General features: G+C 72.8%; 4 protein-coding genes. 1 reads left to right on the top strand and 3 read right to left on the bottom strand.

The window, feature by feature from the left end:
* Positions 1-466: 466 nt before the first annotated feature.
* A complete protein-coding gene (locus ACFWIA_RS34805) occupies positions 467-2,536 on the top strand; it encodes a M4 family metallopeptidase (RefSeq protein ID WP_387011278.1) in 2,070 nt (689 codons plus the stop codon).
* 68 nt (positions 2,537-2,604) lie between these two features.
* Here the strand turns inward: ACFWIA_RS34805 and glgP are convergent, their stop codons facing one another.
* The 3 genes from glgP to ACFWIA_RS34790 form a co-directional block, all read right to left on the bottom strand.
* Entirely contained in the window at positions 2,605-5,226 is a 2,622-nt protein-coding gene (gene glgP / locus ACFWIA_RS34800) for an alpha-glucan family phosphorylase (RefSeq protein ID WP_387011277.1), read from the bottom strand.
* Positions 5,227-5,400: 174 nt separating this feature from the next.
* Positions 5,401-5,790, bottom strand: coding sequence for a Zn-ribbon domain-containing OB-fold protein (locus ACFWIA_RS34795; protein ID WP_387011275.1), 390 nt, complete (start codon positions 5,788-5,790; stop codon positions 5,401-5,403).
* A gap of 194 nt (positions 5,791-5,984) precedes the next feature.
* Positions 5,985-6,695: a TetR family transcriptional regulator gene (locus ACFWIA_RS34790; protein WP_387011280.1), complete on the bottom strand. Its 711-nt coding sequence runs from the start codon at positions 6,693-6,695 to the stop codon at positions 5,985-5,987.
* Positions 6,696-6,979: the final 284 nt, after the last annotated feature.

Genomic DNA, 6,979 nt, shown 5'->3' with positions numbered 1-6,979 from the left:
CCCCTATCGGGGCCCTTCCGTCCGGGCTGTGCCCCGATAGGGGCGCGGGGAACTGCGCACCCCAGCACACCCAGCAGGACAGCGCATGCGCAGAGGACGCACCCGAAGGGGGCGCGGGGAACTGCGCGGGCAACCACAGCGCACCCGCACAGAACCGATCCGCTCAGCGGACGCCCACCTCCGCGCAACGGACCATTTCGAGCCAAGGTTATGACGCGCTCCTGACAAGCGAGCCGCGAGAGTGCCAGTCTTCCCCTCGGTCGCCGTACCGCACGGTCCGTCCCGCTCGCCCCGGCGGCACCGTACGGCACCCCGGGCGGGCCCCCACGCACCGCGCGCGCTCCCGCCGTCCCCCAACCGGGGGGACACCGACCGCACATGGTTCCGCCACGATCTGCCCGGACGGCCACCCGCCGCCCGGCTCCCCTGGTCGCGCACACCGGCGACCACGCAGAAGGAGTCCGTGTTGAAACCCATCTCCCCCCCGCCCCCCGCGCAGCACCCCGGTAGCCGCCGGACCCGGCGCCGCCGGGCCACGACCGGGGGCGCACTCGTCGCCGTCGCCGCGCTGCTGGCCGTCGCCGTGCAGACGGGCGCCGCCACCGCCGCTCCCGAAGGGCGGGCCCAGGCCGCGTCGACCAAGGCCGACCCCGGCTCGCTGCCCGCCAAGCTGTCCCCCGCCCAGCGCGCCGCACTGATACGCGACGCCGAGGCGAGATCGGGCGCGACCGCCCGGGAGTTGGGCCTCGGCGCCAAGGAGAAGCTGGTCGTCCGCGACGTCGTCAAGGACCGCGACGGCTCGACCCACACCCGGTACGAGCGCACCTACGACGGGCTCCCCGTCCTCGGCGGCGACCTGGTGGTGGACAGCACCGCGTCGGGCGCCACGCAGGGCGTCACCAAGGCGTCGCGTTCCGCGCTGAAGGGCATCGCCGCCGCCCCGCGCATCGCGGCCGACACCGCGGAGAAGCAGGCGGTGCGCGAGGCCGCCGCGGAGGGCTCGAAGAAGAAGTCCGCCGACCGCGCCCCGCGCGAGGTCGTCTGGATGGCCTCCGGCAAGCCCGTCCTCGCGTACGAGACCGTGGTCGGCGGTTTCCAGCACGACGGGACCCCCAACGAACTCCACGTCGTCACCGACGCCGCCACCGGCGAGAAGCTGTACGAGTGGCAGGCCATCGAGAACGGCGTCGGCAACACCCAGTACAGCGGCCAGGTCACCGTCGGCAGCACCCAGTCGGGCGGGAACTACACCCTGACCGACTCGACGCGCGGCAACCACCGCACGTACAACCTGAACCGCGCCACCAGCGGCACCGGCACCCTGTTCTCGCAGTCCAACGACACCTGGGGCGACGGCACCCCGAACAACCTCGGGACCGCCGGCGCCGACGCCGCGTACGGGGCCGCGGAGACCTGGGACTACTTCAAGGAGGTCTACGGGCGCAGCGGCATCCGGGGCGACGGGGTCGGCGCGTCCTCCCGCGTCCACTACGGCAACAACTACGTCAACGCGTTCTGGTCCGACTCGTGCTTCTGCATGACGTACGGCGACGGGGCGGGCAACGCCAAGCCGCTGACCTCGTTGGACGTCGCCGCGCACGAGATGACGCACGGCATCACGTCGAACACCGCGGGCCTGATCTACAGCGGGGAGTCCGGCGGACTCAACGAGGCGACCTCCGACATCTTCGCGGCGGCCGTCGAGTTCTACGCGAACAACACCTCCGACCTCGGTGACTACCTGGTCGGCGAGAAGATCGACATCCGCGGCAACGGCACCCCGCTGCGGTACATGGACCGCCCCAGCCGGGACGGTTCGTCCAAGGACTACTGGTACGCGGGCATCGGCTCGGTGGACGTGCACTACTCGTCCGGCCCGGCGAACCACTGGTTCTACCTGCTGTCCGAGGGCAGCGGCACCAAGACCCTCAACGGGGTCTCCTACGACTCGCCGACCTCCGACGGGCTGCCGGTGACGGGCATCGGCCGGGAGAAGGCCGCGCTGATCTGGTTCCGCGCGCTCACCACGAAGTTCACCTCGTCCACCAACTACGCGGGCGCCCGCACGGGAACCCTCGCGGTCGCGGGCGAGCTGTACGGGACGACGAGCCCCGAGTACAAGGCGGTGCAGGACGCGTGGGCCGGCGTCGCGGTCGGCAGTCGTCCGGGCGGCGAGCCGCCCACCGGGACGGTCTTCGAGAACACCGCGGACGTCGCCATCCCGGACCGCGGATCGGCCGTGACCTCGGCGGTGACCGTGACGGGCCGCACCGGCAACGCCCCGAGCAACCTGGCGGTGGGCGTGGACATCGTCCACACCTGGCGCGGTGACCTGGTGGTCGACCTGGTGGCACCGGACGGCACGGCGTACCGCCTGAAGGGTTCGAGCAGCGGCGACTCGGCGGACAACGTCAACACCACGTACACCGTCGACGCGTCCTCGGAGGTGGCCAACGGCACCTGGCGGCTCCGGGTGCAGGACGTGGCCGCCCAGGACACCGGGTACATCAACAGCTGGAAGCTGACGTTCCCGTAGCCTCCCCGGCTCGACGTCGTGGGGCGGCCGGGGGAACGACGGGTCCCCCGGCCGCCCCGCGGCGCGGCTCAGCGCAGCAGCACTCCCGCGCCGGTGGCCGTCCCGGTCACCGGCGCGGCGACCAGCCCCAACTCCGCCGCGGACCCCAGCAGCGGATGCGCCGGCAGGATGCGCACGGTGTACCCGAAGGGCCCGGTCCGCGCGAGGTCGAGCTGCCCCTCGTACACCCAGCACCCCTCCAGGTCGGCGCCCCCCGCCGGCTTCAGCGGCACCGCCACCGCGTCGACGATCCGGTCGTCCGGGTCGACCCGCCCGGCGACCGCCTGCACCTCCACGTCCCCGGGCGCCAACTCCCCGAGCCGCACCCTGACCCGCAACGGCAGCACCGCCCCCAACTCCGGCGGCGCACCCGCACCCGACGCCTCGACGTGGTCGACGGCGACCCGCGGCCAGCCGGCCCGCACCCGCGCCTTCCAGCCGGCCAGCTCCCGGGCCGCGTCCGCGGTCAACGCCCGGTGCGCGGTGGTCGCGGGCACGTACAGCCGCTCCACGTACTCCCGGACCATCCGGGCGGCCAGCACCTTGGGACCGAGCCGGGTGAGGGTCTGCCGGACCATGGCGACCCACCGGTCGGGCAGGCCGTCCGGCCCCCGTTCGTAGAACCGGGGCGTGATCCGCCGCTCCAGCAGGTCGTACAGGGCCCGCGCCTCCAGGTCGTCCCGCCGCTCGGGGTCCGTGGCGTCACCGTCGGCGGTGGGCACCGCCCAACCGAAGTCGGGCTCGTACCACTCGTCCCACCAGCCGTCGCGGACCGACAGGTTCAGACAGCCGTTGAGGGCCGCCTTCATCCCCGAGGTGCCGCACGCCTCCAACGGGCGCAGCGGATTGTTCAACCAGACGTCACAGCCGGGATAGAGCTTCTGCGCCATGCCCATGCCGTAGTCGGGCAGGAACACGATCCGGTGCCGCACCCGCGGGTCGTCGGTGAACCGCACCAGCTCCTGCACGAGCCGCTTCCCGCCGTCGTCCGCGGGGTGCGCCTTGCCGGCGACGACGACCTGCACCGGCCGCTCCGGGTGCAGCAGCAGCCTCGTCAACCGTTCCCGGTCCCGCAGCATCAGGGTGAGCCGCTTGTACGAGGGGACCCGGCGGGCGAAGCCGATGGTGAGCACGTCCGGGTCGAGCACGGAGTCGATCCAGCCCAGTTCGGCCGCCGCCGCGCCCCGCTGCCGCCAGGACCGGTACAGCCGCTCGCGGACCTCGCCGACGAGTCGTTCGCGCAGGGTGCGGCGCAGTGCCCAGAGGTCGGGGTCGGGGATCTCCGCGAGGGCGTCCCACCGGGAGTCGTCACCGGTGGAGAGCGCCTCCTCGGTCCGGCGGGCCCCCAACTTCCGGGCGCTGAGCCGCAGTACCTCGGGCGCGACCCAGGTGGGGGCGTGCACGCCGTTGGTGACGGAGGTGATGGGCACCTCCTCGGCGTCGAAGCCGGGCCAGAGGCCGGCGAACATCTCACGGCTGACCCTCCCGTGCAGCAGGGACACCCCGTTCGCCCGCTGGCCGAGCCGCAGTCCCATGACGGCCATGTTGAACAGGGTCGGGTCGCCGCCGGGGTACGTCTCCCGGCCGAGGCGCAGCACCTGGTCGGCGTCGAGTGCGGGGAGTTCCCCGTCGGGGCCGAAGTGCCGGGCGACGAGAGCGCGGTCGAAGCGGTCGATGCCGGCCGGGACGGGGGTGTGGGTGGTGAACACGGTTCCGGCGCGGACCGCCTCCACCGCCGCGTCGAAGTCGAGACCGCGGCCGACGTGTTCGTGGATGCGCTCGACGCCGAGGAACCCGGCGTGCCCCTCGTTGGTGTGGAACACCTCGGGCGCGGGGTGGCCGGTGAGGCGGCAGTAGGCGCGCACCGCGCGGACCCCGCCGATGCCGAGCAGCATCTCCTGGAGCAGCCGGTGTTCGCTGCCGCCCCCGTACAGCCGGTCGGTGACCTCGCGCGCGCCGCTGTCGTTCTCCTCCAGGTCCGAGTCCAGCAGGAGCAGCGGCACCCGGCCGACCTGGGCGACCCAGATCCGCGCGCGCAGGCTCCGCCCGCCGGGCAGGGCCAGTGCGAGGTGCGCGGGGGTGCCGCCCGGTTCGGTGAGGACGGTCAGCGGGAGTTCGTCGGGGTCGAGCACCGGGTACTGCTCCTGCTGCCAGCCGTCCCGGGACAGGGTCTGCCGGAAGTAGCCGTGCCGGTAGAGCAGTCCGACGCCGACGAGCGGGACGCCCAGGTCGCTCGCGGCCTTCAGGTGGTCCCCGGCGAGGATGCCCAGGCCGCCGGAGTACTGGGGCAGGGCGGCGGTGATGCCGAACTCGGGCGAGAAGTAGGCGACGGCCGCCGGTCCCCCGCTGCCGGTCCTGGTCTGGTACCAGCGGTCGCCCCCGGTGTACTCGCGCAGGTCCGCGGCGCAGGCGGCGAGCCGGTCCAGGAAAGCGGGGTCGGCGGCGAGGGCGGCGAACCGTTCGGCGGTGACGGTGCCGAGCAGCCGGACCGGGTCGCGGTGGGCGGCGTCCCAGCGCTCGGGGTCGAGGGAGCGGAAGAGCTCGCGGGTCTCCTCGTGCCAGGACCAGCGCAGGTTGCGGGCCAGGTCGTTCAGCGGGGCCAGCGGCGCGGGGAGCACGGGTCGGACGGTGATGCGACGGATGGCCTTCAAGTTTCCACCTTCGCAGTGGGACGCAGGAGGGAAGCCGCGCGTCCTGCTGCGGGCTCCACGTCAAGCTTCGAAGGTATCGGCGCACGCGCCGCGCCGGTCGGCACGGCGCACGGGCTCCCGGCCCGAGGTCACACGTCCGGACCCATCGGCCGGACGGCGCCCGCCGCAGGGGTGTCAGAAGTGGTCGGCGTGCCGGGCCGGATCGCACAGTTCGACGACGACCTCACCGGACGTCGGATCGGTTCCGGGGTCCGCCGCGTACCGCACGCGGGCGCCCACCCACACCAGGTGGGGCTCGGTGCCGACGACCCGGCAGCGGAAGATGAACCCCTCGGGGAACCGGACCAGCGACTCGTTGCGGGCCAGCCGGGTGTACCGGTGGACGACCACGGAGCGGACGACCACGCCTTCCCCGGTACTGCGCTCGGCCTCCAGGTCGCTGGAGGAGCACACGGGGCAGAGCAGCCGCCGGAAGGACGGGGTGCCGCACCAGCGGCAGCGCTGGTACGGAAGGCCGGTCTCCCCGTGGGTGTCTGACGTGGTGTCGGTTCCTGGCTGGGACATGGACGGACGACCCCCCTGCGCTCGGCTCGGTGGCGCACCGGCCGCGTCGGCGCGACCGATGCGCGCACCCTATGACACTCAGTGCCGAGCAGGCTAGGCACTGAGTGTCGTTATTTTGGGCCGTAGGTCCTGACCTCGGCTTTCGCCGGTTTCATCAGCCCTTGTCGCCTCTCGTCAGCCCTCGTCAGCTTCCGTCAGTTCTCGTCGAGGGCCGACTCGATCCGCTGGACCATCTGCCACAGCGGCGCGTTCCGCTTGGCGACGACCACGATCACGTCATCGTCACCGGTCTCGCCGGTCGGGGCGCCGGTCGCCGCGGCCCCTGACGAGCGGGCGGGCACCGACACCTCACCGGACTCGTTCCACACCCGCAGCACCAGGTCCAGGGCGTGGTCGACCTCCTCGTCGGGGTCGCCCGCACCTCCCGCGCGCAGCCAGGTCCGCAACCCGTTGTTGTGCGCGGCGACCACGGCCGCGGCGATCATCTCGGCCCGCAGGTCCCCGTCCCGGGAGGCGCCGAACCGCCCGCGCAGGTACCCGGCGAGGGTCGCCTCGTACCGCCGGACGACCGACAGTTCGTACGTACGCAGCCCCGGCACCTCGCGGGTGAGCCGGTAGCGCTGGACCGAGAACTCGGGGTTGGCCGCGTACAGCCGCAGCACCAGTCGCGCGGCGTCGCAGACCCGGGCCACCGGGTCCCCGCCGGGGTGCGCGTCGAGGAACGCCCGCATGTCCGCGAGGCACCTCTCGTGGTCCGGGAAGACGGCGTCCTCCTTGGACGGGAAGTACCGGAAGAACGACCGCCGCCCGACGCCCGCACGGGCCACGATGTCGTCCACCGTCGTCTGCTCGAAGCCCCGTTCCAGGAAGAGCTGGAAGGCGGCTTCGGCCAGCGCCTCGCGCATCGGGGGCTTCCCCTCGCGCACGGGGCCGGAGCCGCCGGCGGCCGGATCTGTGTCTGCGGTCATGCGGGGAACGTAACACCGCGAGCCCACTTTTGGCACTACGTACCTTTACAGAGGGTACTGAGTGCCATAGTGTCGCATTGCTGGTACGGGTACGGGTACACGTACGCGTAGGGGCCATCTCGCCGATAGGAGTGTTCGCTGTGAGCTTGCGGATCGTTGTGTGTGTGAAGTACGTGCCGGATGCTGCGGGTGAGCGGGGGTTCACGAAGGAGGGTGTGGTG

Source organism: Streptomyces sp. NPDC127068 (assembly GCF_042724695.1).
In the GTDB taxonomy this organism is placed as follows: domain Bacteria; phylum Actinomycetota; class Actinomycetes; order Streptomycetales; family Streptomycetaceae; genus Streptomyces.
This window is presented reverse-complemented; position numbering and strand designations above follow the sequence as displayed.

Coding starts and splice junctions, on each gene's coding strand:
- ACFWIA_RS34795 (WP_387011275.1), bottom strand. CDS start 5,790: ATGTCCCAGCCAGGAACCGACACCACGTCAGACACCCACGGGGAGACC.
- ACFWIA_RS34790 (WP_387011280.1), bottom strand. CDS start 6,695: ATGCGCGAGGCGCTGGCCGAAGCCGCCTTCCAGCTCTTCCTGGAACGG.